Genomic DNA, 26,603 nt, shown 5'->3' with positions numbered 1-26,603 from the left:
GCGCTTTTTGTTCGTGTCGGATCTCGTGCCTACTCTGCGGCAGCGTTTGCGCCCATGCCGCTTGCGCGTGCCGCGATGCTCTCGATGTGACGGCGGCGGGCATCGAATTCGAGCGCGATGCTCTCATCCTGACGCTGCAGCTCGTCGACATTCTGGTCGGCAAAGTCAAGCACGCCCATCTCTTCATAGCCCTTGCGGATGCGGGGACCCCAGAGACCGACATCCTTCACGATGGGCAGGATGCGCGTGAAGAGCGACGAGCGGAACTTCGCCATGAAACCCGAGTGATACATGTGCTCGCCGCAAGCGACGGGATCGAGGCCGAGATTCTTCCAGACCTCGACCGCATCGAAGCGATCGCGCATGAGATAGCTCGCCTCGAGCAGGAACTCCTCGCGCTCGTCGCGCTCCTTGTCGCTGAGTTGCGGATAGTAGTCGCGCAATGCAAGCCGCCCGAAAGCGACATGGCGGCTCTCATCCTGCATCACATAGGCGTTCACCGCGGCCGCAAGCGGATTTTGCGCGTTGTCGCGGATCTGCGCAAAGGAAGCGAGCGCGAGCCCCTCGATCACCACCTGCATCCCGAGATAAGTCATGTCCCAGCGGCTGTCGCGCAAAGTCTGTTCGATCAGATCCTGCAGCGGCTTCGTCATCGGATAGGCGAGCTGGAATTTTTCAAGCAGCCGCTTGTAGCTTTCGACATGCCGCGCCTCGTCGATTACCTGTGTCGAGGCATAGAACTTCGAGTCCATGTCCGGCACCTGCGTGACGATCTTCGCCGTGCAGATCAGCGCACCCTGTTCGCCCTGCATGAATTGCGAGAGCTGCCAGGCCTGGAAATGCTTGCGCACTTTGGCCTTTTCCTTGCGCGACATCTTTTCGAACTGCGCCATACCGTTGATGGGCAGCATTTCGTCCGGCAATTGTTCGGGATTGTCCTCGTCGAGCTCCTGGCTCCAGTCGAGACGCGTATTCGCATCCCACTGCATCTCGACGCCCTTGCGATAGAGACCCATCATCGCGGTGCGTTCGGGATCGTAATTCCAGTTGAACATCGCATCGAAATTCTGCGGCACCGACCAATGGCTGCCGTCCAGCGCGAGCGCATACATGTCCTTGATCTTCTGCATCGGTCTTGTCCTCCCCTGCCGAGCAATGTACGGAGCATAGCTCCGCACTCTTGCCTTACGCTACGTCAAAATCGGGGGAACCGGGGCATGCGACAAGCCGGGTCATGCTGCACCGCAAAATATTCTTGCTTCCGCAACGTCAAATGCCAATGATCCGCCCAGCACGGCCAAGGGCTGGAAAAATGGCGGTCAAAGGCCGCGAAGTGGAAGGCGAGCGAGGTATCTCCGATGGCGCAGATGGAAAAGAAGGATCTCTACGAAATCGGCGAGATTCCCCCGCTCGGCCATGTGCCGGAAAAAATGTATGCCTGGGCAATCAGACGCGATCGCCAGGGCCCGCCGCAGCAATCGATGCAGGTCGAAGTCCTGCCTATATGGGAGATCGACTCGAACGAGGTGCTCGTCCTCGTGATGGCGGCCGGCATCAACTACAACGGCGTCTGGGCAGGCCTCGGCACGCCGATCTCCGTCTTCGATGTTCACGACAAGCCCTATCACATCGCGGGTTCGGACGCGTCCGGCATCGTCTATGCTGTCGGCGCCAAGGTGAAGCGGTGGAAGGTGGGCGACGAGGTCGTCATCCATTGCAACCAGGATGATGGCGACGACGAGGAATGCAACGGCGGCGACCCGATGTTCTCGCCCACCCAGCGCATCTGGGGTTACGAAACGCCCGACGGCTCCTTCGCGCAATTCTGCCGCGTGCAGTCGCAGCAGCTCATGCCGCGCCCGAAGCATCTGACCTGGGAAGAAAGCGCCTGCTACACGCTGACGCTCGCCACCGCATACCGGATGCTCTTCGGCCACGCACCGCATATTCTCTCGCCAGGACAGAATGTTCTTGTCTGGGGCGCGAGCGGCGGTCTCGGCTCTTTCGCCGTGCAGCTCTGCGCAACGGCGGGCGCCCATGCAATCGGCGTCATCTCCGATGATTCCAAGCATGATTTCGTCATGTCGATGGGCGCGAAAGGCGTCATCAACCGCAAGAATTTCAACTGCTGGGGCCAATTGCCCAAGGTGAATTCTCCCGAGTTCAACGACTTCATGAAAGAGGCGCGGAAATTCGGCAAGGCGATCTGGGACATCACCGGCAAAGGCATCGACCCCGATATCGTTTTCGAACACCCCGGCGAGTCGACCTTCCCCGTTTCCTGCATGGTGGCAAAGCGCGGTGGCATGGTTGTCTTCTGCGCTGGCACGACGGGCTTCAACCTCACCTTCGACGCGCGTTTCGTCTGGATGCGGCAGAAGCGCATTCAGGGATCTCATTTCGCGCATCTGAAGCAGGCGTCGGAAGCAAACCAGCTTGTCATCGAGCGGCGCATCGACCCCTGCATGTCGGAAGTGATGTCCTGGAACGACATTCCGCTCGCCCACACCAAGATGTGGAAGAACGAACACCTGCCCGGCAACATGGCGGTCCTCGTCTCCGCCGCGAGGCCTGGCCTGCGCACCGTGGAAGACGCGATCGAGGCCGGCAACAAGGCGACGTGAGGCTGTCACAACATACTGAAGACGAAAGGCCGGAAAAATACCGGCCTTTTTCTTTTGGGGCAGATCACCGCGCCCAGTAATCCTTCGAGAACATGACGAGGACGGTGAGGAGCTCGAGCCGGCCGAGCAGCATGGCGAAAGCCATGATGAGCTTCGGACCGTCGGGAAGGCCCGCAAAATTGCCTGCCGGGCCGACCTGGTGGCCAAGGCCGGGGCCGACATTCGCGATGGCGGTCACGGCGGAGGAAAGCGCGGTCACGAGATCGAGGCCGAATGCAGCAAGCGCCAGCGCAACGACAAGCATAGAGGCGAGGTAGACGAACACGAACAAAGCAACCGAGAACACGATTTCGCGGCTCACCGTGCGTTCGCCATAGCGAATTGTCTGTGCCACATGCGGATAAAGCGTCTGGCGCACCTGCGTACGAAACAGGATCGCGAGGATCTGCAGGCGAAATATCTTCATGCCGCCCGACGTCGAACCCGTGCAGCCGCCGATGAACATGAGAATGAAGAAGGCCATGATCGCAAACGGCCCCCAGAGCGTGTAGTCGGTGCTCGCAAAGCCCGTCGTCGTGACGATGGAGGTCACGTTGAAAGCCGTGAGCGTCAGCGCCTCGAAGAAACCGTAGTCGCCGCGTGCCGCAAGCCAGAGAGCCATGACGATGGAAACGCCCACGAGCAGCGAAATGAAACCGCGCACCTGCGGATCGTCCCAGAGCGTCTCGCCGACACCGCGCAGCGTTTGCACATAGAGTGCGAGCGGGACTGCGCCAGAAATCATGAAGATTACAGCAGTCCAGTGAATGAAGGGATTGTCGAAATAGCCGAACGAAGCGTCATGCGTGGAAAAACCTGCGGTCGCCACAGTCGTCATGGCGTGGTTCATCGCGTCGAAGGGCGTCATGCCACCGACGATATAGGCAAGCGCGCAGAGCAGGGTCAGCAGCAGATAGACTTCGCCGATCGCAACCGCGATCTGCCCCGGCCGCGGCAGCACCTTTTCGGTCTTGTCCGTGCTTTCCGTGCGGAAAAGCTGCATGCCGCCGACGCGCAGGAAAGGCAGAATCGCCACCGCCGTCACGATGATGCCGATGCCGCCGATCCACTGAAGCAGCGAACGCCACAACAGCAGGCCGGGCGGCACCCGGTCGAGCCCGGTCATCACGGTTGCGCCGGTCGTCGTGACACCCGACATCGCCTCGAAAAAGGCGTCGGTATAGTTCATGTCTACTTGCGAAAAGACGAAAGGAAGTCCTGAGAAAGCGGCGACGGACAGCCAGCCGAGCGAGGTCACCAGAAATGTCGCCCGGTGCGTGAGGTCGCGATTGTCGGTCTGGTTGGCAAGCATCAGCGCGCCGCCGACAAAGCCGGTAATGACGGAGGAAAAGAGAAAGGCCTCCCAGTCGCCACTCTGGGCGACCACCTCGGCCAGCACGGGCACGGCCATGAGAACGGCGAGCGCCACAAGCAGCGCGCCGATCACCAGCCCCACGACCTTGGTGCTGTCGGCGGCCTCCTTGGCCTTTACGCCGGTTCCGTCCATGAATGCCCCCGTCACCATCTTGCGAATCGCCCCTGCCCGCTGGCCGGAGCCGGGGGTTCGAGATATATAGGCATTATGAGGGGCTTGCCATTCCCTGAGCAAAAGCCATCTTCCCTGCCAGTCCCGAGAAGCGAGTCCGATCCATGAGCCATGCGCCCGCAACCGCACGAACCGCCGCGACACCCGCCGATACCCTCTTGCCGGATTTGCTGCCGCTGACGGCAAAGGCCGTGGATGCCGCAAACGCATTGCTGGCCAGGGCGAAAGCGGGCGTTTTTGCGAAAGTCTCCAAGGATGGCAAGGTGTCGGCCGCGCTGATCGAACAGGAACAATTCGCCGCGCATGGCCTCGCCTGGGCCGCCACCTATGTCGAAGCGCTGCGCCAGCTTTCGGCCTATGCCCATCGCATGACGGAAGAAAAGCGGTTCGGCGAGTTCGAGGCGCTGATCGTTCAGGCCGCTTTCGGCGAATATCTGAGCCAGATGTCGGGCGGGATACCGATGAGCCAGGGCGAGACCGTGCGCCAGCGCGATCTCGGTCTGACCGATGCCGACATCGCCGCCTTCGAGACGGATGCCGTGAAGAAACTCGCCGCCAAAGGCAACACGGCAGATGTGCGCGCAAGGCTCGCCGAACTCATTGCCGCCAATACCGGCGCCGCCACTTTCGGCGACACCGGCCTTGAGGAAACCTATGACGCGATCCGCGACCAGATGCGCAAATTCGCCGATGCGAAAGTCATGCCTCATGCCCATGAGTGGCATCTGAAGGACGACTATATTCCGATGCCGGTGGTGAAGCAGATGGCCGAACTTGGCGTCTTCGGCCTGACGATCCCCGAAGAATTCGGCGGCCTCGGTCTCGGCAAGGAATCCATGTGCGTCGTCTCCGAGGAATTGAGCCGCGGCTATATCGGTGTCGGCTCGCTCGGCACACGATCGGAAATCGCGGCCGAACTCATTCTCGGTGGCGGCACGAAGGAACAGAAGGACAAGTGGCTGCCGAAGATCGCCAGCGGCGAAGTGCTGCCGACTGCCGTCTTCACCGAGCCGAACACGGGCTCCGATCTTGCGAGCCTCAAGACGCGCGGCCGCCGCGAGGGCGACGTTTACAAGGTGACAGGCAACAAGACCTGGATCACCCATGCCGCCCGCGCCGATGTAATGACGCTTCTCTGCCGCACCAATGACGAGCCCGGCTACAAGGGCCTTTCCATGCTGCTGGCGGAAAAGCCGCGCGGCGACGATGCCAATCCCTTCCCGGCGGACGGCATAACGGGTGGCGAGATCGAGGTGCTCGGCTATCGCGGTATGAAGGAATTCGAGATCGGCTTCGACAATTTCGAGGTGAAGGCAGAAAACCTGCTCGGCGGCGAGGAGGGTCAGGGCTTCAAGCAGCTCATGCAGACCTTCGAAAGCGCGCGCATCCAGACAGCCGCCCGCGCCGTCGGCGTGGCGCAATCCGCGCTCGAGCTCGGCCTTCGCTATGCGCAGGAGCGTATCCAGTTCGGCAAACCGATCTTCAGCTTCCCCCGCGTTTTCGGAAAACTCGTCATGATGGCGGCCGAGATCATGGTGGCGCGTCAGCTCACCTATTTCGCCGCGCGCGAGAAGGACGGCGGCAGACGTTGCGACCTCGAGGCCGGCATGGCAAAACTGCTCGCCGCGCGCGTTGCCTGGGCGGCAGCGGACAATGCGCTGCAGATTCATGGCGGCAACGGCTTCGCGCTCGAATATCCGGTGAGCCGCGTGCTTTGCGATGCGCGCATTCTCAATATTTTCGAAGGCGCGGCGGAAATTCAGGCGCAGGTCATCGCCCGCCGCCTGCTCGAAGGCGGTAACTGATATCATGACGGAACTATTCGCCTGGCTGAGCCCCATCGCACTGATCGCCGTGCTGATCGTGTTGATACTGGGCCTTTTGAACATGATGCGCGGCGGATCGGCGAACCGTTCGCAAACCCTGATGCGCTGGCGCGTGGGGCTGCAGTTCCTCGCGCTGGTGATCATCATGACGGGGCTTTATTTCGCATCGCGCTGAGCGGCCCCGATCTGACGAGAGGAGGCGGCGCCCATGTCTGGCAGGGAAATCTCGGCGGCTGAACTGCCGAAGAAACGGCTCACCATTTCGGGCCGTCACATGGCCTATTGCGAAATGGGCGAAGGCGATCCGATCGTCTTCCTTCACGGCAATCCGACGTCATCCTATCTCTGGCGCAATATCATGCCGCATCTGGCAGGTCAGGGCCGCTGCATCGCGCCCGATCTCATCGGCATGGGCGACAGCGAAAAGCTCGAACCCTCCGGCCCCGAACGTTACACCTTCCGCGAGCATCGCCGCTTCCTCGATGCCTTTCTGGAAGCGCTCGGCATCGAACGGAATGTAACGCTCGTCATTCACGACTGGGGCTCGGCGCTCGGCTTCGACTGGGCGAACCGGCATCGCGGCGCGGTCGAAGGCATCGCCTATATGGAAGGCATCGTGCGCCCGCTCGAATGGGACGAATGGAACCAGGATGCGCGCCGCATCTTCGAAGGTTTCCGCTCGGATGCAGGCGAGGAGATGATCCTGAAGAAGAACCTCTTCATCGAGGCTGTTCTGCCGGGCTCAATCCTGAGGAAACTCACCGATGCGGAAATGTCTGTCTATCGCCGCCCCTTCGTGGAGGAAGGCGAGAGCCGCCGCCCGACGCTTTCATGGCCTCGCCAGATACCCCTGGGCGGCGAACCGGCGGACGTCGTCGAACTTGTCGGCGACTACGCGCAATGGATGGCGCATAACGAGTTGCCAAAACTCTTTGTGAATGCCAAGCCGGGCGCGATCCTCATCGGCGCACAGCGAGAATTCTGCCGGAGCTGGAAAAATCAGACCGAAGTGACCGTGAAGGGAAGCCATTTCCTGCAGGAAGACAGCCCGCATGAGATCGGCGAGGCGATCGCAGCATGGCGCAAGGGCTGGAAGAAACCATGAACGCTTGATCCGCGGCGCGGAACGGGCGATTCTCGCTGACCACTTCGAGCCAGGGGAGCCCGAGCCATGAAAGACACTGCCTCGCTCAATTCGAGCTTCAGCACGTCGATGAAAAGCCTGCATTGGGCGATTGCCGTGCTTGTCCTTCTCATGATCTATGGCGGCTTCAATATCAGCCGCGAAACGGCGACGATGCATTTTGGCTTCGGCCTCATCGTCCTCACGCTCATGGTAATCTGGCTCGCGACGAAGGGCCGTTCGCCCCGGCCTGCCTATCCCGCCATGCCGCGCTGGCAGGAAATTGCGGCCAAGGCTGTTCATCACAGCCTTTATGCAAGCGTGACGCTGCAGCCCATCTTCGGCCTGATGATGGTGACGACATCGAAGCGCGACCCGGTCGCCTTCCATGTCATTCCCCTGAAGATCGCACAGAACGACACGATCAACGAGATCGGCCACACATTACATGGCATCAACGCCTGGATCCTGACGGCTCTCGTGGCCGTGCATATTCTGGCGGCGCTCTATCATCACTTCATTCTCAAGGACAATGTGCTGAAGCGCATGTTGCCCTTTGCCAAACCCTGACCGGACAAGATGGTCACGCTCAACAAGATCTACACAAGGAGCGGCGACAAGGGCACGACAGCCCTTGCAACGGGCGAGCGCGTGCCGAAACATGCGCTCCGCATCGCATGCTATGGCACGGTGGACGAGACTAATTCCGTGATCGGCATGGCGCGCCTTCACACCGCCACCCTGCCAAAGCTCGATGCCATGCTCTCGCGCATCCAGAACGAGCTTTTCGATCTCGGCGCCGATCTGGCAACGCCTGCGAAGGACGAGGAACTCGGTTACGAACCCTTGCGGATTCTGGACAGCCAGGTGACCCGCCTCGAGGCGGAAATCGACGAGATGAACGAGGCGCTCCTGCCGCTCAATTCCTTCATCCTGCCGGGCGGCAGCCCGGCCGCCGCCCACCTCCATCTTGCCCGCACCACTTGCCGCCGGGCGGAAAGGCTCGTGACGGCGCTGATGGAAAGCCCCCATGAGATGGTGAACGAGGCTGGCTTGTGTTATCTGAACCGCCTCTCGGATTTCCTGTTCGTCGCGGCCCGCCATGCCAATCTCGGTGAGGATGGAAAAGGCCCCGGCGACGTCAAATGGGTGCCCGGCGCGACGCGCTGAGCGTCAAATCGCCCGAATCCCATTCGTTGACAGGGAGGGGGTCTGCCACTAGGTTCCCGCACCGCAACAGCAGCTATGTGGCAGCGGGCGGGTTTGGCCTCGTTTTCCTCAGAAAACAGCCGTTTTCAAGGCAGTGAGCCGCCGCCCAGATCTACACCAAGACCGGCGCCAAGGTTTCCGAGAGGCCCCGGGGGTCCGCCCCCAGAGTTCTCGCCGCCAAGGCAACGCGCAGGGAGTCCGCCTCGATGAAAGTCCTCGTACCGATCAAGCGAGTGGTCGACTACAACGTGAAAATCCGCGTGAAATCGGATGGCAGCGGCGTCGATCTCGCCAATGTGAAAATGTCGATGAACCCGTTCGACGAGATCGCCGTTGAAGAAGCGGTGCGCCTCAAGGAAGCGGGCAAGGCGACGGAAGTCATCGCCGTCTCGATCGGCGTGCAGCAAGCCACCGAAACCATCCGCACCGCGCTTGCCATGGGCGCCGACCGCGGCATCCTGGTGAAGACGGACGACACGGTCGAGCCGATCAACGTCGCCAAGATCCTCAAGGGTATTGCCGACGCCGAGAAGCCGGACCTCATCATTCTCGGCAAGCAGGCGATCGACGACGACTGCAATCAGACGGGCCAGATGCTTTCCGCGCTGCTCGGCTGGGCGCAGGGCACCTTCGCCTCCAAGGTCGAGGTCGACGGCGGCACGCTGAACCTGACACGCGAAGTCGATGGCGGCCTGCAGACGCTGAAGCTCAAGATGCCGGCGGTGATCACCACCGACCTTCGCCTCAACGAGCCGCGCTACGCCTCGTTGCCGAACATCATGAAGGCGAAGAAGAAGCCGATCGACGAAAAGACGCCGGGCGATTTCGGCGTCGAGGTGAAGACCCATCTCGAAGTCGTGAAGGTAAGCGAGCCGCCGCAGCGTTCCGCCGGTGTGAAGGTTGAAACGGCTGCCGAACTCGTATCGAAGCTCAAGGAAGCGGGAGTGATCGGATGACGACGCTTGTTATTGCAGACCACAACAACAAGGCGCTGAACGACGCGACCGCGAAGACCGTCACCGCTGCAGCTAAGCTTGGTGGCGACGTTGTCGTGCTCGTCATCGGCCAGGGCTGCGACGCAGTGGCCGAAGCCGCCGCAAAGCTCGACGGCGTGAAGAAGGTGATCGTCGCCGACGACGCGCTTTACGCGCATCCCGTCGCCGAACCGCTTGCCGCGCTCGTCGTGAGCCTTGCGGGCAGCTATGAGGCGATCGTCACCGCCGCAACCACTGTCGGCAAGAACTTCATGCCGCGCGTGGCCGCCCTTCTCGATGTCGCGCAGATATCGGAAATTACCGCCGTTCAGGGTCCGGACACGTTCGAGCGGCCGATCTATGCCGGCAACGCGATCCAGACCGTGAAGTCGACCGATGCGAAGAAGGTCATCACCGTGCGCACCACCGCCTTTCCGGCGGCGGCCCAGGGCGGTTCGGCCCCGATCGAGAAGATCGGCGCCGCCGAAAACCCCGGCCTGTCGGAATTCGTGAGCGAGGAACTCACGAAGTCGGACCGTCCGGAACTGACATCTGCCAAGGTCATCATCTCTGGCGGCCGCGGCATGCAGAATGGCGAGAATTTCGCCATGCTCGAAAAGATCGCCGACAAGCTCGGCGCCGCCGTCGGTGCCTCGCGCGCCGCGGTCGATGCGGGCTTCGTGCCGAACGACTACCAGGTCGGCCAGACCGGCAAGGTCGTCGCGCCCGAGCTCTACATCGCAGTCGGCATCTCCGGCGCGATCCAGCATCTCGCGGGCATGAAGGACTCCAAGGTCATCGTCGCCATCAACAAGGACGAAGAGGCGCCGATCTTCCAGGTTGCCGATTACGGCCTCGTGGCGGACCTCTTCAAGGCCGTACCGGAACTCGAAGAAGAGCTCGGCAAGGCCGGTCTCTGATCGAAGCCGCCACAAAGGGCTAAAATCGAAGCGCTGCCGGGCCTCCCGGCAGCGCTTTTTCTTTACGCTGAACGCCTTCCGCGCCATTCTTGGGCGGATTTTCAGGCATATGCCCGGATCGAGGCCCAGCCTCGGCGCGCACCGGCAAGTCACGGGTTTCGAGTAATGAAGTTTCGCAAGGTAGGCGTCATCGGCGCCGGACAGATGGGTAACGGGATCGCGCATGTCTGCGCGCTCGCAGGCTATGAGGTCGCGCTTCACGACATCTCTCCCGACCGGATTCAGGCGGGCCTCGCCACCATCGATGGCAACATGGCCCGCCAGGTCGCAAGCGGCCGCATCACGGTGGAGCAACGCGACGCAGCGCTAGACCGCCTGTCTGCCGCCGACACCATGGAAACTTTCGAGGACGCGGATCTCGTGATCGAATCCGCGACCGAGAATGAGGATGTGAAGCGAAAGATCTTCGCCGAACTCTGCCCGCATCTGCGCGAGGACGCGCTGCTGGCGACCAACACCTCCTCAATCTCGATCACCCGTCTTGCCGCCTCGACCGACCGGCCGGAGCGGTTCATGGGCGTTCACTTCATGAACCCCGTGCCGGTGATGGAACTCGTGGAACTGGTGCGCGGCATTGCCACCGACGACGACACCTTCGAGGCCATGCGCGATTTCGCGGATTCGCTCGGCAAGAAGATCGCCCATGCCGAGGACTATCCGGCCTTCATCGTGAACCGCATCCTGCTGCCGATGATCAACGAGGCGGTCTACACGCTTTACGAAGGCGTGGGGTCTGTCGAGAGCATCGACAAGGCCATGAAACTCGGCGCGAACCACCCGATGGGGCCGCTGCAGCTTGCCGACTTTATCGGCCTCGATACCTGCCTCTCCATCATGCAGGTGCTGTATGACGGGCTGGCGGACTCGAAATACCGGCCCTGCCCGCTTCTCGTGAAATATGTCGAGGCGGGCTGGCTTGGCCGCAAGACACAGCGCGGCTTTTACGATTACCGGGGCGACAAGCCCGTTCCGACCCGGTAACGCGGCGTCAATTCCGCATCAGAAACGATTTTCCGGTCGTTTTTATTAACTTCCTCCATGCGACAGTTGCGCGACAGCGGCGCAAGAACGCTTGAGGGGTGGAGGAATGACGGCTGGCAGTTTCGCGACCGGCGAGCGCGCGAAAAGGATCACCGAAGAACCGCAGATCATCGAGGTGCCCGAACACCCCTCGGTGATCGAGCTGCACGCCTATCTCGAACGCATTCGCGGCGACCGGGAAATGCCGGACCGTGCCGACATCAATCCATCCGAGATCGCCCGCCTCCTGCCCAACATGATCATTGCCGAGGCCGTGAATGGCGGCGAGGACTTCCGCGTCCGGCTGTTCGGCACGAAGCTCGTCGAACTGCTCGGCGAGGAACGGACCGGTAAGCTCCTCTCCGAATTTGCCGAAGAGGGCGGCGCCTTCTCGAGCGATAACCCGGAAGCCGTTCAGCGGCGCTGGCTCTTCGTCACGCAGAAAGCCTTTTTCGGCCGCAAGCCCGTCTTCCTGAAAGTGCCATTTGCCGCCTCGGGCCGGCTTTATCTCATCGGCCATTGCGTCTCCGTGCCGCTGACGGCGGGCGGCACAGAACCCGCCCAGACATTGGGCGGCATGTTTGTGACAAGGGCCGATCCCGCCTGATTTGACGCCAGGCCGCGGAAGCCTATTCTGTCCGGCTTCGCGAGAACGCGCGGGGCGCCTGAGCAGGAGCCTCCGCCATGACCGGCCATACCGATCCGCTTGCCGCCAATCTCGCTCGCTGGGAAGAACAGGTCGACATTCACATCGGCTCGGATTTCTACCGCGTGAAGGAATTTCTCGCCGGTGAAACGAGCCTCGACCCGCTGATCCTTGACGAGATAGGCGATCTGCGCGGAAAGCACCTTCTCCACCTTCAATGCCATTTCGGCCTCGATACGCTCTCTCTCGCCAGGCTGGGCGCCGAGGCGACCGGCCTCGATTTCTCGCCCAGGGCAATCGCGGCGGCGGAAAGCTTGGCCGCCGAGGCGAATCTCGAGGCTCGCTTCATATGTGCACGTGTCGATGAGGCCCATCAAAAGGCGGGAACCGGCTACGACATCGTCTTTTCGAGCTGGGGTGTATTGATGTGGCTGCCTGATCTCGGCGTCTGGGCGCACAACATTGCCCAATGCCTTGCCCCCGGCGGCTACTTCTATCTGGCGGAAGGCCATCCGATGCTCTGGGTCTTCGACGACGAGGGTGAGACGGTCGCCAAAAATCTTCGCGCCATCCGCCCCTATTTCCTCGAAGGGCCGCAGCAATGGGACAATGCACGCGACTACGCCGAGCCGGCAGTCTCGCTCACCCACTTCCGCACTCATGAGTGGCAGCACACGCTGGGTGAGGTGGTGACAGCACTCGCCGGAGCGGGACTCCAGATCGAGTTCCTGCACGAGCATGACAGGCTCGTCTGGCAAGGCCTGCCCTGTCTTGTACAGGTTGGCCCCTATTTCAGGATGCCGGACGAAGCGCCCCGCCTGCCCCTCAGCTATTCGGTGAAAGCCCGTAAAGGCTGAGCGCCTCGCGGACAAGCGCTTTCGCATCCTCGCTCGCCCAATTGGCCGGCCCCGCCATGCGGCCGATTTCGAGCCCCTCCGGCGAAATCAGGATGGTGGTCGGAAGCCCGAAGGCGGCAAGCGTGAAGTTCGCCCGGGCGGAAGGGTCGTGATAGAGCGCCAGATTTTCAGCTCCCACCTGATCCAGAAAAGCCGCCGGTACCTCGGGCCCGGTCGAATCGACGCTGAGCGCCAGCACCTCGAAATGGGCGCCCCCAAGCTCCGCCTGCAGCCGGTCGAGTTCGGGCATTTCTTCCCGGCAAGGCGCACACCAGGTGGCCCAGAGGTTCAAAAGAACGAGCTTTCCCCGGAAATCGGCAAGGCTCGTCTCCTGTCCCTCCGCATCGCGGAAAGACACTTCGGGCATCGCCGCAGGAGCGGGTTTGGGCACGAAATTGGCCACTTCGCCCACCGCCGCCGCATCGAGCGCGGAAACAGCCTGCCGGTCCTGCGGGTTGCCGCCCCCCTGTCCGATCAGATATACCCCCCCGGCGATCAGAAGGGCTGCTCCGGCGAGCATGGCGAGCAATTTCGGGCTTGTCTGGGGCATTCCTTACTCTCTAATCGGCGTCCGAATGGGGCGAAACGGCAGCCGCCCCGGAGAACAGCAATGAGCAACAAGATGTGGGGCGGCCGCTTCGGCGAAGGCCCCGACCGGATCATGGAGGAAATCAACGCCTCCATCGGCTTCGACCAGCGCTTCTTCGCCCAGGACATTGCGGGCTCGAAGGCGCATTGCCGCATGTTGGCCGAAAAGGGAATTATCTCAAGGGAAGATGCCGATAAAATCGTCGCAGGTCTCGACGCGGTGCTGGCCGAGATCGAAGGCGGAAAATTCGAATTTCGCCGCGACCTCGAAGATATCCACATGAATGTGGAAGCGCGGCTGGCCGATCTGATCGGCGCCGCAGCAGGCCGCTTGCACACCGCACGCTCGCGCAACGACCAGGTTGCGACCGACTTCAAGCTCTATATCCGCGACACGCTGGACCATCTGGACCGGCAGCTGCGCGACTTTCAGCTTGCGCTCGTCGGGCGCGCGGAAGAGCACGCGGCCACCATCATGCCGGGCTTCACGCATCTCCAGACTGCACAGCCCGTGACCTTTGGCCATCACTGCCTTGCCTATGTCGAAATGGCGGCGCGAGACCGGGGGCGGCTTGCCGATGCGAGGAAGCGCCTCAATGAATGTCCGCTCGGCAGCGCCGCACTTGCCGGCACTTCCTTTCCGATCGACCGGCACATGACGGCGAAGGCGCTCGGTTTCGACGCGCCGACGCGGAACTCGCTCGATGCAGTGTCGGATCGTGACTTTGTACTTGAAACCCTGTCGGCGGCCGCGATTGCGGCGACGCATCTCTCGCGGCTGGCGGAAGAAATCGTCATCTGGTCGACCCCCGGCTTCGACTTCGTGCGCCTGCCGGACAGCTTCACCACCGGCTCTTCCATCATGCCGCAGAAGCGCAACCCCGATGCCGCCGAGCTCGTACGCGCAAAATCGGGCCGCGTCATCGGCGCGCTGACCTCGCTTCTGATCGTGATGAAGGGTCTGCCACTCGCCTATTCGAAGGACATGCAGGAAGACAAAGAGGCAGCCTTCGATGCACTCGACGCGCTGTCGCTGTCGCTGGCCGCGATGACCGGCATGGTGCGGTCGCTGACCGTCAACGAAACAGCGATGCGGGCTGCCGCCTCACGCGGCTTCTCGACTGCCACCGACCTTGCCGACTGGCTGGTGCGCCGCCTCGGCCTGCCTTTCCGCCAGGCCCATCACGTGACGGGAACGCTGGTCGCGAAGGCCGAGAAAAAGGGTGTGGATCTCGACGGGCTGACGCTCGCCGAAATGCAGGAAGTGGAACCCGGCATCACGGATGAATTATATTCCGTGCTGGGGGTGGACAACTCGGTGGCAAGCCGCACAAGCTTTGGCGGCACCTCGCCTGCGAATGTCCGCGAGGCGGCGAAGCACTGGCGTTCGCAGCTTGGCGAAGCCGGGTAACAGGGGGATAGAGCGGAATGATGATGCGAGGAACCAAAGCCGCCCTGCTGGGCCTTGCCATCATCGTGGCGCTCGCCGCCTGTGGCCGCAAGGGCGACCTCGAAGCACCGCCCGGCGCCCAGCCCCTTCCGGCAGCCGAGGCCTTGCCGACCGCCGAGGAAATATTGGGCGATGACGCGCCGATCGACGCGCGCCCGATCAGCAGTGAATTCGACGACATCGCGCCGCGCCGCCGCGTCGACCGCTACAATTAATGAGCGCCGCCCCGCCGGGGCCCGCCTGACCGGACCGTGACATGCATCACTTCGACTATCGTGGCGGCATTCTCCATGCCGAAGATGTTGCCATACCTGAAATCGCGGCCGCGATCGGCACGCCGTTTTATTGCTATTCGAGCGCCACGCTCGAGCGGCACTACCGTGTCTTTGCCGATGCCTTCAAGGGCCAGCCCGCACGCGTCTGTTACTCGGTAAAGGCGAATTCGAACCTCGCCGTTGTGGCGACGCTGGCCCGGCAGGGCGCAGGTGCCGATGTCGTGTCCGAAGGCGAGCTTCGCCGCGCGCTGGCCGCCGGCGTGACGCCCGGCAAGATCGTCTTTTCCGGCGTCGGCAAGACCGAAGGGGAAATGGCCTTCGCGCTGGAAACCGGCATCGACCGCTTCAACGTGGAATCCGAACCCGAGCTCGAACTCCTGTCTCAGCTCGCCGCCGCGCGCGGATTGACAGCGCGTGTCGCAATCCGGGTAAACCCGGACGTCGATGCGAAGACGCATGAAAAGATCGCTACCGGCAAGGCGGAAAACAAGTTCGGCATCTCATGGAAGCGAGCGCCCGCCGTCTACGCCCGGGCGCGCGAACTGCCCGGCATCGAGGCAGATGGCATCGACGTCCATATCGGCAGCCAGCTGACCGACCTCGAGCCTTTTGCCGCCGCCTTTGCCCGCGTCGCATCGATGGTCGAGACTCTTCGCGCGGAGGGCAATCCGATCGCCCATATCGATCTCGGCGGCGGGCTCGGCATCCCTTATCGCGGCGACAATGACGTCCCTCCGCATCCGGATGAATATGCCGCGATGGTGAAGCGCACCATAGGTCATCTCGGCTGCCAGCTCACCTTCGAACCGGGCCGGCTGATTGCGGGCAATGCAGGCATTCTGGTAAGCCGGGTCATTTACGAAAAGCAGGGCGACGACCGAGCCTTTCTCATTCTCGATGCAGCGATGAACGATCTCATTCGCCCCACCCTCTATGATGCTTATCACGATATTCGCCCGGTGAAGGAACCGGCCGATGGCACGGATGGCATGACCTATGACGTTGTCGGTCCGGTCTGCGAAACGGGCGATTTCTTCGCCAAGGGGCGGAACCTGCCGCGCCTGAAAAGCGGCGATCTCGTTGCCGTCATGTCGGCTGGCGCCTATGGCGCAGTGCAGGCTTCGACCTACAATACGCGGCCGCTTGTGCCCGAAGTCATGGTCAAGGGCGCGAGCTTCCGGGAAGTGCGCGCACGCCCCAGTTATGACGCAATGCTGAAACAGGATATCATCCCTGACTGGCTAGACCGGCCGTAACGCGCCGGAGCCACAATGAAATTGCATTGGGGCAAGAGGCTTTGACCGGCCCGACCGAAGAACCGAAAAACCGCGCCGGGGAAACCGGCCGCGCATCCGCGCCGAAACTGCCGCCACGCGTCGAGCGCCGGGTGAATGTTTCGCGCGCGCTGCTCGCCTTCGAGGCGCTGCTGCCTGCTCTCTGGCCCGCAGGCGCACTGGCCGGCTCCTTCATCGCGCTTGCGCTGTTCGGATTGTTTGAAGGTCTGGCGCCCGGCCTCCACTGGATGTTGCTCGCCGGCTTCGGCGCCGGTCTCGTCTGGCTGATCTGGCGGGGCTTTCGCGGCTTCCGCTGGCCAGGCCGCAAAGATGCACTCCGCCATCTCGAAAAATCCTCCGGCCTGCCGCATTCGCCGCTTTCGGCCTATGAGGACCTTCCCGCGCCGCAAACAGGGGATGTTGCGCTGTGGGCGGCGCATCGGCGCTGGATCGCCGAGCGGATGACGCGGCTGCGCCTCGGACTGCCGGATTCGGTGCTGGCGAGCCGGGATCCCTATGCCATGCGGGCCGCCGTTCTGCTGCTGCTTGTGGTTTCGGTCGCAGGAACGGGGCCGGGACATGTCAGCCGCATCGCCGATGCCTTGTTGCCCGGCGCAATGGGCGGACGCGCGGCAAGTATCGAGGCCTGGGTGACACCGCCTGCCTATACCCGCAAGCCGCCGCTCTACCTTGAACAGGCAAATGCCGAAGCGGCCCCAAGGGACGAGATGATTACCGTGCCGCAGGGCAGCACCTTGTCTGTCCGTGTTCACGGCCTGCGGACCGCGCCGGTGCTTGAGCGCCATGACGGCGAACGCGAGAAGCCCGAAGAACTGAAGGCGGTCAGCGAGGGCAGCTTCGCCATAGATGCGACTCTGAAGGAGAGCGGCAATCTCATTCTTACCGAAGGCGGCCGGATGATCCGCGGCTGGCGCTTCGACATCACGCCCGACATGCCGCCCAAAATCGAGCTGACGCAGCCGGTGACGCAATCCGCATCGCGGGCGCTGCGCCTTTCCTATCGTGTCGAGGACGATTTCGGCATTGCTTCGGGCGAAGCGCGAATTGAACTCGATCGCAGCGGCGTCGAAACCGGCGATGAAAAGATCTCTGCGCCGGAGCCCCGCGTGACCGCGCCCGGCATCGCGCTGAAATTTCCCTCGCAGCGTCCGCGCGAAGCGGAAGGCACGACCTATGCAGAACTCACCGCTCATCCCTGGGCCGGCCTGCCCGTCACGATCACGCTCGCCGTGATGGATGATGCCGGCCAGGAAGGCCGCGCCGATCCGGTCGCGATGGTGCTGCCCGAACGCGAATTCACCCAGCCGCTCGCGCGCGCCATCGTGGAGCAGCGCCGCCGCCTCGCGCTCGATCCACGCTCTGGCCCGGGCGTGGCACGCTTTATCGACAATTTCACGCAGGATTCCGACCGCTACATAGAGGACAAGATTGTCTATCTCACGCTTCGTGCAGCCTATTGGCGCCTGACCGAAGCGACGCGCGATACGGACCTCACGGGCATATTCGACCTGCTTTGGTCGATCGCGCTGCGCATTGAGGATGGTGATCTTTCTCTGGCCGAACGCGATCTTCGCGCCGCCCGCGACGCTCTGGCTGAGGCGCTGGCGGAAGGCGCGGATGCCGCCGAGATTTCGCGGCTGACGCAGGAATTGCGCGACGCATTCGAGCGCTACATGAACGCCATTTCCGAACTTGCCGCCTTCGACGGCACGGAAATGCTGAACAATTTTGCCGATGAGGGCGCTGAATATATCGACGCCGTAGACCTGCAGGCACTGCTCGACACGATTGCCGAACTCGCCGAAAGCGGCGCCACTGAACAGGCGCAGGCTTTGCTCGCCGAACTCCAGAACATCCTCGAAAACCTGAAACTGGCGGATCAGCCTTTCGGCATGACGCCGGGCGAAGAGGCCATGTCCCAGGCAATTGAGGAAATGGACGGCATCGTCGCCGCCCAGCGCGACCTTCTGGACCGGACCTTCCGTGAGCTCGAGGCTCTCCGCCTCGACCCCGATGCCGACCGCAAGCTCGGTTTTCAATCGGAGGAAAAGCCGTTCGACGATCTCGCCGGGGAGCAGGAAGACCTGAAAGAGGAGCTCGACAAGATCCTCGGCAAGCTGAAGGAAAAGGGTGAGGAACCGCCGGACGCTTTGCTCGAGGCGCTTGGCGCGATGGAGGATGCGAAAGCGCGGCTCGATGCCGCACGCGCCGACCGTGCCATGGCCTCGCAAGGCACAGCTATCGAGAAAATGCGGGAAGGCACACAGGCGCTTGCCGAGAAATTGATGGCAGGACACAATGGAAAGGGAAGAGGCCGCGGACAGGCAAGGTCCGATCCGTTCGGACGCCCGCAGCAGGGCCGGGGCCCGGGGCAGGAATCGGGTCCGGGTGACATACGGGGCTCTGGCATACCTGACAGCATCGACATGCAGCGCGCGCAGCAGATTCTCGACGAATTGCGCGAGCGTGCGCGAGACCTTGGCCGGCCGCAGATCGAACTCGACTATCTGGAAAGACTGCTCCGGCGCTTCTAGCCGAGCGCCGACTGAACACGCATGACGAGCTCGTCGAGCGTGAAGGGCTTCAGAAGAATGTCGTGGATGATGGCCTCCAGACCATGCGCGCGCTCGCGCTGGTCGGAGTAGCCCGTCATCAGCATGATGCGCAGCGCCGGCTGATCGCGCGAGGCAAGCAGCGCAAGCGACACGCCATCCATCACCGGCATGAGAATATCGGTCAGCAGAAGATCATGCGCGCGGCCCGACTCCCGCGCGCGGGCAAGTGCCGCCAGCGCATCACTCCCATCGCCCGCACCCTCGACCTCGTGCCCGGCACCGCGCAGCGCGCGCACGACGAAAGTCAGAACGTCGGGCTCGTCTTCGGCAACGAGAATGCGCGCCATGTCTCAGCGCTCCACATAGCCGACAAAGGGCAGTTGCCGCCAGGCATGGGCGACATCCATGCCATAGCCGACGACAAACCTGTCGGGACATTTGAACCCGGTGAAGTCGGCCTTCATGCTGACTGCGAGCTTGCCGGGTTTGTCGAGCAGCACGCAGGTGCGGACATGCCGCGCACCGCGCGCCACAAGAAGGTCCTTTGCGAAGGCGAGTGTGCGGCCCGATTCAAGTATATCGTCGATGACAAGCACATCGCGGCCTTCTATCGGCGCTTCCGTATCGCGGACAATGCGCACTTCGCCCAGCGATTGCGTGCCCGCGCCATAGCTCGACAGGCTGATGAAATCCATGTCGGGCTCAACGCCAGCCTCATGCAGGGCGCGCAGCAGATCGGCGGCGAAAATGAAGCTGCCCTTCAGGATCGGAATAACGAGCAGATCGCGTTCCATCGAGGAAGCGATCTCGGCTGCGAGTTCCTTTACGCGTAAGGCAATTTCATCGGCAGTGAAGAGAACTGCGATCTTTGCGCCCTGCGGCGCAATCCGGCTCATTCGCTATTCGCTTGCGGGCGCAACACCCGCATCCGGCGCAGCATGTCCGGCGTCCGACACCATGCCCGATATATCGGCAAAGCGTATTTCGATATCGCGCGATTCCGGCGGCGGGCTCGAAAGCCGCGTGATGAAGGAAACCGCCTCGTTTGGCGGCAGCGCCGTTTCATCCAGCGCGAAGGTCCAGTGATAGAGTTCGTTCTGGTTCTCGTCGCGAAGGCCGACACGCAGCCTGGGCAGCGCCACGCGCTTTTCCGTGATGTTCACGACCTCACCGGTGATGGCGAGAACGGGCAGACCTTCCTCGGTCTGACGCTCATAGGCGACATTGCGGAATTCGAGTCCGCGAAGATTGATCTCTTCGCCCGCAGCAGCATAGACCTTGGTCGTGGCGGGCCACCAGGCAGCGATTTCATAGCGATACGAATAGCCAGCGCTGATCGTGCTCGTGACAAAGAGGGCGAGCAGCACCCAGCCCGCCGCAATGAGCGCGCGGCCGCGGCGCATCGAGGCGGCTCGCCGCACTTCCCTGCGGAACCTGTTGCCGATATCGGCGGCAACGCTTGTCCGCGTCACGGGTGCCGGCTCCGGTGCAGCTTCGGCCGGCATTTCCATTTCGGCGAAGACGATATCGTCCGCCTGCGAAGCGGCATCTGCCGGCGTCGGCGCTGCGGCAACTACAGATTCCGGCTTCGTCTTCTCGCCAAATATCTTCTTGCGGCCTGCAGGCGATGCTGCGGCGGCAGGCGCCGCCACGGACACTTCTGCAGCTTCCGGCATCTGATGCCAGCTATGGCCGCATTTGGCGCAGCGCACCTTCCGTCCTGCTGGCTCGAAGGAAGCCGCATTGACGGGATAGCGCGACGTGCAGGATGGGCAAGTGATAATCATCCAGGGAAATCCGGCGATTCCGAGCTGTCGAACAGAACTTGCCCGCCGCACCGCACGGCAGAGCTTCCGATGAGCCTATTGAATGTCCGCGCGTGGTTAAAGCCGGGTTAAAAGCGTCACATCTTTCGCCGGAATCCGGCAGAAAACATGGCCTTCCGGCCGGCCGAAGCCGCGCCGGCCCGGCGGTTCCATGATACCGTCGCTCCATGATTCGCTTCGAGAATGTGGGCATGCGCTACGGCATGGGGCCGGAGGTCCTGCGCGATGTGAGCTTTCACCTCGCGCCGGGCTCGTTTCACTTTCTCACGGGCCCGTCCGGCGCCGGCAAGACTTCCCTGCTGAAGCTCATGTTCCTGGCGAACCGCCCTTCGCGCGGCCTCATCACGATGTTCGGCAAGGATGTGGCGACACTCCCCCGGACCGAGCTCCCCGCACTCAGGCGGCGGATTGGCGTCGTGTTCCAGGAATTCCGGATGCTCGACCATCTGACGACCTATGAGAACGTGGCGCTGCCGCTGAAAATTCAGGGCCGGAAGGAAGAGACCTACCGCGACGACGTCGAGGAACTGCTCACCTGGGTCGGCCTCGGCGACCGGCTGAATGCCCGGCCTCCGACGCTTTCGGGCGGCGAGAAGCAGCGCGCCGCCATCGCACGGGCGGTCGTTGCCCAGCCCGATCTGCTGCTCGCCGACGAACCGACCGGTAATGTGGACCCGGAAATGGGCCAGCGCCTGCTCCGGCTTTTCGTGGAACTGAACCGGCTCGGCACCTCGGTGCTGATCGCGACCCATGACCGCGCCCTTGTGGATGCGGCGGGCGCACCCGAACTCGTCCTGCGCAATGGAGGGCTTACGATCCGTGGCTGATCCCCGCCGCCAGCCTCCACGTGGCCGCCCCCTGCCCCCGCTCCAGGAAGAAGAGGGGCGCGGGCCCGGCGCCATGCTCGCATCGCTGCTGGTCGAAACGCGCAGCGTCATGCCTGCTGCGGGCGCAACGGGACTGCCGCTGATGCTCGTTGTCGCGGCCATGTGTTTCCTCGCAAGTCTTGCGCTCGGTGCCGCCCTTTCCGTGAACGACAAGACGCGCGAATGGACTTCCGAAATCTCCGGCTCGCTTACCGTGGAGCTGCGCCCCTCGCGCGACATGGCGGCAGAAGACCAGATCGACGCCGTGATGTCGGTGCTGGCGGCAGCGCCCGGCATCGTCTCGGCAACGCCGCTGCGTCGCGAGGAAACGGCAGCCCTTCTCGAACCCTGGCTCGGACAAGGCCTTGTCACGGACGACCTGCCATTGCCGAGCCTCATCGATATCCGCATCGGCAGTAAGAGCCCGCCCGACCTGTCACAGCTTGCAATCGACATTGCCGCCGCTGCGCCCGGCGCCTCGCTCGATACGCACAGGCAATGGCGCAACGAATTGATGCGCGCGGCACTATCCGCCACCTGGCTTGCCTTCGGCGTTCTTGCCGTGGTTGCGGGCACGACCGTCGCCATCGTCATCTTCGCCACGCGCGCCGGTCTGTCGGCAAATCGCGAGGTGGTGGAAGTGCTGCATCTGATCGGCGCGCGCGACCGCTTCATCGCTTCCGAAGTGCAGCGGCATTTCCTGCATCTCGGTTTTCGCGGCGGGCTCATCGGCACGGCCGCCGGGGCGATCACTTTTCTTGTGCTTGGGCTCGCGGGTGGCGCCGGAGACATGTTCCTCATCGCGGCTTCTGGCCTGGCGATAGAGCACTACCCCGTCCTCCTTGCCATACCCATAGCGGCCGCTTTCGTCACACTCACAACGGCCCGGATGACGGTATTGAACTCGCTCGAGCGCATGCTCTGAGGCGCTTTAACTTCGTCCCCGGCACACCTATCATGGGCCACAGAAAATCTGGCAAGGGGCGGAACCCGGCAATGGCGGCGACGCAAACGCTGCGGGAAAAGATAAGGCAGCGCATCATCCGGATTGCAGTCGGCATCGCTGTGCTGATTGCAGCCGGATATACGGCCGGCTTCTTCATTTTTACCGCGACGCTGGAACGGACACCTCCCGCCGAGGTGCAGGTGGCAGACGGCATCGTCGCCCTGACCGGCGGACCCGACCGCATTACCGTTGCCTATCGCCTTCTCGAACAGGGCAAGGGCACGCGCCTTCTCATCACCGGCGTTCACCCCGACGTCACGGCCGCTTCTCTCAAGAACATCGTGCCGGGCGAGGCACCGAAATTCGATTGCTGTATCGACATCGGCTACATGGCAGCGAATACCGTCGGCAATGCCACGGAAACCGCCGAATGGGTCCGCGAGCGCAACTACCGCTCGATCATTCTCGTCACCAGCACCTATCACCTGCCGCGCGCAACGCTCGAACTCGGCCGCGCCATGCCCGATGTCGAGATCACGCCCTTTCCGGTCTTTCAGGACACGCTGCATCTCGACGGCTGGTGGGCCTATCCGGGAACGACGCGCCTCCTCATTTCCGAATACACGAAATTCCTGCTGACGCTCGCCTATGGCCGCGCGTCGATGCACAACTGAAGCGACGGAAGGAAACATCGCTTGCTGCTCTTTCTGCGCTCCGCCGCATTCAATCTGAGCTTCTACGCCATGTCCGTCGTGATGGTGATCGGCTGCGCGCCGCTCTTCCTGCTGCCGCGCGGCCTGACCTTCAGGGCGATGGCGCTCTGGTCGCATGCGACGCTCTGGTTGCTCAAGGTGATCGCCGGCACGAATTACGAGATCAGGGGCACGCTGCCGCAAGGCGCCGTTCTCGTCGCGTCGAAACACCAGTCCATGTGGGACACGGTGGTGATGACCGCGATCCTGAACCGGCCTGCCATGGTGTTGAAGCGCGAGCTTCTCTGGATCCCCTTTTATGGCTGGTATGCACAGAAGACGCGCATGATCGCGATCGACCGCGGCGCGGCATCGGCGGCAATCCGCCGCCTCGTAGCACAGGGCAAGGCGGCGGTGGCCGAAGGCCGCCCCATTGTGATCTTCCCCGAAGGCACGCGCTCCGCCCCCGGCACCAAGCTTGAATACAAGCCCGGCGCCGCCGCGCTCTATCGCCAGCTCGGCGTCGCCTGCGTACCGGCCGCCGTTAATTCGGGCCTCTTCTGGGCGCGGCGCGGCTTTGCCCGCAAGCCCGGTACCATCGTTCTCGAATTCCTGGAGCCGATCCCGCCGGGCCTCGACCGAAAGACCTTCATGGAAACGCTGGAAACCCGCGTGGAAGCGGCCGCCGCCCGGCTGGCCGGCGAGGCGGGGGGCCCTTCCGCTATCGCCACCAGGGCTGTGGAAAACGCCTGATATTACCCTGTGGGTAACGGGGGCATGGCTAATCAAAACGTAATTTCAGCCAGTTAGCCTGAGGCCGCCTGTGAGCCATTAAAGGCACAAAATAGGAACATATTGTGCCTTCGTCATGCTAGACTGCGTCCCTGCCCACATCTTCAAGTGACACACGATGCATCCGATCGCCGAACAGATCTGGGACATGAAATACCGCCTCCATGCCGAGGACGGGACGCCGCTCGACCTCACGGTCGCGGACACATGGTCCCGCGTGGCCAGGGCGCTCGCGGAAGCGGAAGCGCCCGAAGCCCGCGCCCATTGGGAAGCCCGATTCCGCGAGGCGATCGAGGGGTATCGCTTCCTCCCCGCCGGCCGCATCATCGCGGGCGCAGGCACGGGTCGCGATGTGACGCTCTTCAACTGCTTCGTGATGGGCGAAATCCCCGACACGATGGCGGGCATCTTCGAAGGCCTGAAGGAAGCCGCCCTCACCATGCAGCAGGGCGGCGGCATCGGCTACGACTTCTCGACGCTGCGCCCGAAGGGCGCGCCGGTGAAGGGTGTGGGCGCAGACGCCTCCGGTCCACTCTCCTTCATGGATGTCTGGGATGCGATGTGCCGCACCATCATGTCGGCCGGCTCGCGCCGCGGCGCCATGATGGCGACCATGCGCTGCGACCATCCCGACATCGAAGCCTTCATCGAGGCGAAGCAGGAGGCAGGCCGCCTCACCATGTTCAACCTCTCGGTGCTCGCGACCGATCCCTTCATGGAAGCGGTGAGGAAGGACGCGGACTGGGATCTCGTCTTTGGCGGCACGGTCTACAAGACCTTGAAGGCCCGCGCGCTCTGGGACCGCATCATTCATGCAACCTATGACTATGCGGAACCCGGTGTCATCTTCATCGACCGCATCAATGCGCGGAACAATCTCTATTACGCAGAGACGATCCACGCGACGAACCCTTGCGGCGAGCAGCCCCTGCCGCCCTATGGCGCCTGCCTGCTTGGCTCGATCAATCTCGCAGCATTGGTGAAAGAGCCTTTCACCGAAGCAGCCCATATCGACGAGGCGGAACTCGACGGCCTCGTCCGCGTCGCCGTGCGCGCGATGGACAACACGATCGACGTGTCACGTTTCCCGCTGCCCGAACAGCGCCACGAGGCGCAGGCGAAGCGCCGCATCGGCCTTGGCGTCACGGGCCTTGCCGACGCCCTTATCATGTGCCGCACGCGCTATGGCTCGGATGCCTCGCTTGCACTCATCCGCAAATGGATGAAGGTGCTGTCGCGTGCCGCCTATCTCGCCTCTGTCGATATTGCAAAGGAGAAGGGCCCCTTCCCGCTCTTCGTTGCCGACGCCTATCTCGGCGGCGAAACCGTCTCCGGTCTTGACCGGGATGTGCGCGAGGCAATTGCCGAACATGGCATCCGCAACGCGCTCGTCACCTCGATTGCGCCGACCGGCACGATCTCGCTTTTCGCGGGCAATGTGTCCTCCGGCATCGAGCCTGTCTTCGCCTATTCCTACAAGCGCAAGGTGCTGCTGCCGGATGGCACAAGGCGCGAGGAGCGCGTGAGCGATTTCGCCGTCGACCGCTTCCACGAGACGTTCGGCGCGGAAACGGCGCTGCCCGATTATTTCGTCAACGCGCAGGAACTGACGCCCGCCGAGCACATCGCCGTGCAGGCCGCCGTGCAGGACTTCATCGACAGCTCCATCTCGAAGACGATCAACGTGCCGGCCGACATTTCCTTCGAGGATTTCAAGAACGTCTATATGGACGCCTATGAAAAGGGCCTCAAGGGCTGCACCACCTATCGCCCGAGCGATGTGCGCGGCTCCGTTCTCTTCGTCGACGAAGCACCCGCACCCGCAGAACAGGCGGCCCTGCCGCTTGCAGCACCGGCACCGCATCCCGAACGCTATGAGAAGGATGGCGTCGTCTATATGTCGAAGCCGCTCGAGCGCGAAACGGTGCTGCCGGGCTTCACCTACAAGCTGCAATGGCCGGAAAGCGACCACGCGATCTACATCACCATCAACGACATATTGCAGGACGGACGCAGACGCCCCTTCGAGATTTTCATCAACTCGAAGAACATGGAGCACTACGCCTGGACTGTGGCGCTGACACGGATGATCTCAGCCGTCTTCCGCCGCGGCGGCGATGTCACCTTCGTGGTGGAAGAACTGAAAGCCGTGTTCGACCCGCGCGGCGGCACATGGATGAAAGGCCGCTATGTACCGAGCCTCCTTGCCGCCATCGGCGAGGTGATCGAACAGCACATGATCGACACGGGCTTCATATCGGCAAGCGACGGCCGCCCGGTGACGGAGGCGCTCCGCGCCGTCGCAGGCGACCCGCCGCCGCCCAATAATGCAGGCAGCGCACTCAAAGGCTGCCCGCGCTGCGGCGAACGCGGCATGGTGCGCCAGGAAGGCTGCGAAACCTGCACCTCCTGCGGCTACTCGAAGTGCAGTTGAG

General features: G+C 62.8%; 26 protein-coding genes. 20 read left to right on the top strand and 6 right to left on the bottom strand.

Features of this window, described 5'->3' with window-relative positions; all coding sequences use genetic code 11:
• Positions 1-29 precede the first annotated feature (29 nt).
• On the bottom strand, positions 30-1,130 hold the full coding sequence (locus ACK4FH_RS06230) for a ferritin-like domain-containing protein (protein ID WP_409811909.1): 1,101 nt from the start codon (positions 1,128-1,130) through the stop codon (positions 30-32).
• A gap of 228 nt (positions 1,131-1,358) precedes the next feature.
• Here ACK4FH_RS06230 and ccrA point away from each other — a divergent pair, with 228 nt between their 5' ends.
• A complete protein-coding gene (gene ccrA, locus ACK4FH_RS06225) occupies positions 1,359-2,624 on the top strand; it encodes a crotonyl-CoA carboxylase/reductase (protein ID WP_409811908.1) in 1,266 nt (421 codons plus the stop codon).
• 64 nt (positions 2,625-2,688) lie between these two features.
• Here the strand turns inward: ccrA and ACK4FH_RS06220 are convergent, their stop codons facing one another.
• A complete protein-coding gene (locus tag ACK4FH_RS06220; RefSeq protein WP_409811906.1) occupies positions 2,689-4,170 on the bottom strand; it encodes a TrkH family potassium uptake protein in 1,482 nt (493 codons plus the stop codon).
• A gap of 143 nt (positions 4,171-4,313) precedes the next feature.
• Between ACK4FH_RS06220 and ACK4FH_RS06215 the strand changes: the two genes are divergently transcribed.
• From ACK4FH_RS06215 to ACK4FH_RS06170, 10 genes are all read left to right on the top strand, one after another.
• A complete protein-coding gene (locus tag ACK4FH_RS06215) occupies positions 4,314-6,014 on the top strand; it encodes an acyl-CoA dehydrogenase family protein (protein WP_409811904.1) in 1,701 nt (566 codons plus the stop codon).
• Between the two features lie 4 nt (positions 6,015-6,018).
• Entirely contained in the window at positions 6,019-6,210 is a 192-nt protein-coding gene (locus tag ACK4FH_RS06210; RefSeq protein WP_409811903.1) for a twin transmembrane helix small protein, read from the top strand.
• 33 nt (positions 6,211-6,243) lie between these two features.
• Positions 6,244-7,140 carry a haloalkane dehalogenase gene (locus ACK4FH_RS06205; RefSeq protein WP_409811901.1) on the top strand — a complete coding sequence of 299 codons (897 nt, stop codon included), beginning with the start codon at positions 6,244-6,246 and terminating at the stop codon, positions 7,138-7,140.
• 66 nt (positions 7,141-7,206) lie between these two features.
• Positions 7,207-7,728, top strand: coding sequence for a cytochrome b (locus tag ACK4FH_RS06200; protein ID WP_409811899.1), 522 nt, complete (start codon positions 7,207-7,209; stop codon positions 7,726-7,728).
• A gap of 9 nt (positions 7,729-7,737) precedes the next feature.
• The gene (locus ACK4FH_RS06195) at positions 7,738-8,328 is read left to right on the top strand and encodes a cob(I)yrinic acid a,c-diamide adenosyltransferase (protein WP_409811898.1); all 591 of its coding nucleotides are present in this window, start codon (positions 7,738-7,740) and stop codon (positions 8,326-8,328) included.
• A 245-nt stretch (positions 8,329-8,573) separates the two neighbouring features.
• Entirely contained in the window at positions 8,574-9,323 is a 750-nt protein-coding gene (locus tag ACK4FH_RS06190; RefSeq protein ID WP_409811896.1) for an electron transfer flavoprotein subunit beta/FixA family protein, read from the top strand.
• A complete protein-coding gene (locus ACK4FH_RS06185; protein WP_409811894.1) occupies positions 9,320-10,261 on the top strand; it encodes an electron transfer flavoprotein subunit alpha/FixB family protein in 942 nt (313 codons plus the stop codon). The genes ACK4FH_RS06190 and ACK4FH_RS06185 overlap by 4 nt, the downstream gene beginning before the upstream one ends.
• A 165-nt stretch (positions 10,262-10,426) precedes the next feature.
• Positions 10,427-11,302, top strand: coding sequence for a 3-hydroxybutyryl-CoA dehydrogenase (locus ACK4FH_RS06180; RefSeq protein ID WP_409811892.1), 876 nt, complete (start codon positions 10,427-10,429; stop codon positions 11,300-11,302).
• 106 nt (positions 11,303-11,408) lie between these two features.
• The gene (locus tag ACK4FH_RS06175; protein ID WP_409811890.1) at positions 11,409-11,948 is read left to right on the top strand and encodes a PAS domain-containing protein; all 540 of its coding nucleotides are present in this window, start codon (positions 11,409-11,411) and stop codon (positions 11,946-11,948) included.
• A 77-nt stretch (positions 11,949-12,025) separates the two neighbouring features.
• Positions 12,026-12,844: a class I SAM-dependent methyltransferase gene (locus ACK4FH_RS06170; RefSeq protein ID WP_409811889.1), complete on the top strand. Its 819-nt coding sequence runs from the start codon at positions 12,026-12,028 to the stop codon at positions 12,842-12,844.
• Here ACK4FH_RS06170 and ACK4FH_RS06165 read toward each other — a convergent pair.
• Positions 12,813-13,433 carry a TlpA family protein disulfide reductase gene (locus ACK4FH_RS06165; RefSeq protein WP_409811887.1) on the bottom strand — a complete coding sequence of 207 codons (621 nt, stop codon included), beginning with the start codon at positions 13,431-13,433 and terminating at the stop codon, positions 12,813-12,815. The genes ACK4FH_RS06170 and ACK4FH_RS06165 overlap by 32 nt on opposite strands.
• A gap of 60 nt (positions 13,434-13,493) precedes the next feature.
• On the opposite strand from ACK4FH_RS06165, the gene argH reads away from it, so the two are divergent.
• Genes argH through ACK4FH_RS06145 form a run of 4 tightly spaced genes read left to right on the top strand, consistent with a single transcriptional unit; the run spans position 13,494 to position 19,025 of the window.
• Positions 13,494-14,882, top strand: coding sequence for an argininosuccinate lyase (gene argH / locus ACK4FH_RS06160; protein WP_409811886.1), 1,389 nt, complete (start codon positions 13,494-13,496; stop codon positions 14,880-14,882).
• A 17-nt stretch (positions 14,883-14,899) separates the two neighbouring features.
• Entirely contained in the window at positions 14,900-15,136 is a 237-nt protein-coding gene (gene lptM / locus ACK4FH_RS06155) for an LPS translocon maturation chaperone LptM (protein ID WP_409811884.1), read from the top strand.
• Between the two features lie 41 nt (positions 15,137-15,177).
• A complete protein-coding gene (lysA, locus tag ACK4FH_RS06150; protein ID WP_409811882.1) occupies positions 15,178-16,452 on the top strand; it encodes a diaminopimelate decarboxylase in 1,275 nt (424 codons plus the stop codon).
• Between the two features lie 41 nt (positions 16,453-16,493).
• Positions 16,494-19,025, top strand: a complete 2,532-nt coding sequence (locus tag ACK4FH_RS06145; protein ID WP_409811880.1) for a TIGR02302 family protein — start codon at positions 16,494-16,496, stop codon at positions 19,023-19,025.
• On the opposite strand, the gene ACK4FH_RS06140 is transcribed toward ACK4FH_RS06145, so the two are convergent.
• From ACK4FH_RS06140 to ACK4FH_RS06130, 3 genes are read right to left on the bottom strand one after another with little or no spacing between them, the layout of a single operon-like run.
• Positions 19,022-19,393, bottom strand: a complete 372-nt coding sequence (locus ACK4FH_RS06140) for a response regulator (RefSeq protein WP_409811878.1) — start codon at positions 19,391-19,393, stop codon at positions 19,022-19,024. The genes ACK4FH_RS06145 and ACK4FH_RS06140 overlap by 4 nt on opposite strands.
• 3 nt (positions 19,394-19,396) lie before the next feature.
• Positions 19,397-19,942, bottom strand: coding sequence for a hypoxanthine phosphoribosyltransferase (gene hpt, locus ACK4FH_RS06135; RefSeq protein ID WP_409811876.1), 546 nt, complete (start codon positions 19,940-19,942; stop codon positions 19,397-19,399).
• 3 nt (positions 19,943-19,945) lie between these two features.
• Complete coding sequence (locus ACK4FH_RS06130; protein ID WP_409811875.1) at positions 19,946-20,833, bottom strand: zinc-ribbon domain-containing protein; 888 nt, start codon at positions 20,831-20,833, stop codon at positions 19,946-19,948.
• A gap of 206 nt (positions 20,834-21,039) precedes the next feature.
• Here ACK4FH_RS06130 and ftsE point away from each other — a divergent pair, with 206 nt between their 5' ends.
• The 5 genes from ftsE (at position 21,040) to ACK4FH_RS06105 (ending at position 26,602) form a co-directional block, all read left to right on the top strand.
• Entirely contained in the window at positions 21,040-21,699 is a 660-nt protein-coding gene (gene ftsE, locus ACK4FH_RS06125; RefSeq protein ID WP_409811873.1) for a cell division ATP-binding protein FtsE, read from the top strand.
• Positions 21,692-22,663, top strand: a complete 972-nt coding sequence (locus ACK4FH_RS06120; RefSeq protein ID WP_409811872.1) for a cell division protein FtsX — start codon at positions 21,692-21,694, stop codon at positions 22,661-22,663. Before ftsE ends, ACK4FH_RS06120 begins: the two co-directional genes overlap by 8 nt.
• Before the next feature lie 71 nt (positions 22,664-22,734).
• The gene (locus ACK4FH_RS06115) at positions 22,735-23,358 is read left to right on the top strand and encodes a YdcF family protein (protein ID WP_409811871.1); all 624 of its coding nucleotides are present in this window, start codon (positions 22,735-22,737) and stop codon (positions 23,356-23,358) included.
• A 21-nt stretch (positions 23,359-23,379) separates the two neighbouring features.
• Positions 23,380-24,129, top strand: a complete 750-nt coding sequence (locus ACK4FH_RS06110) for a lysophospholipid acyltransferase family protein (RefSeq protein ID WP_409811869.1) — start codon at positions 23,380-23,382, stop codon at positions 24,127-24,129.
• Between the two features lie 157 nt (positions 24,130-24,286).
• A complete protein-coding gene (locus tag ACK4FH_RS06105) occupies positions 24,287-26,602 on the top strand; it encodes an adenosylcobalamin-dependent ribonucleoside-diphosphate reductase (RefSeq protein ID WP_409811867.1) in 2,316 nt (771 codons plus the stop codon).
• The last annotated feature ends 1 nt before the right edge of the window (position 26,603 follow it).

Origin of the sequence: Parvibaculum sp. (assembly GCF_046297875.1) — a bacterium.
Classification (GTDB): Bacteria; Pseudomonadota; Alphaproteobacteria; order Parvibaculales; family Parvibaculaceae; genus Parvibaculum.
This window is presented reverse-complemented; position numbering and strand designations above follow the sequence as displayed.